We start from the raw sequence: 408 nt of genomic DNA on the forward strand, positions 1-408 counted from the left end.
CCGGCGCGGCCCACGCCAGTGGACGCCACGGAACCGGCTCCGCCGGGCCGTAGGCGTCGTCCCCCTTCCCGCGCGCAGCGCGAGAGAAGGGGGAAGCGGCAAAGCCGCTCAGGGGGATGTTCTCTGATTCTACGTGTCGAGCGCCTTGCGCACCCCCCGCAGGAAATCGATGGCCAGGGGCACCACCTTCTCGTGCGGCTGGTCGTCCAGCAACTGGATGATGCGGCTGCCGATCACCACGGCGTCGGCCACGCGGCCGATGGCCTGCGCGGTGGCCGCGTCGCGGATGCCGAAGCCCACGCCCACGGGGATGTGCACATGGCGGCGGATCACCGGCAGCATGGCCTCCACGGCCGTGGTGTCGAGCGCGCCGGAGCCGGTCACGCCCTTGAGCGACACGTAGTAGAC

At 71.3% G+C, this 408-nt stretch carries 1 protein-coding gene; it reads right to left on the reverse strand.

What is annotated here, in order from left to right:
- Positions 1 to 129: 129 nt before the first annotated feature.
- Positions 130 to 408, reverse strand: a 279-nt coding sequence (locus tag GVL52_RS32450; RefSeq protein ID WP_200848046.1) for a tryptophan synthase subunit alpha, incomplete at its 5' end; no start/stop codon positions are given.

The organism is Rhizobium sp. 18055, assembly GCF_902706285.1.
Taxonomy (GTDB): Bacteria; Pseudomonadota; Alphaproteobacteria; order Rhizobiales; family Rhizobiaceae; genus Rhizobium.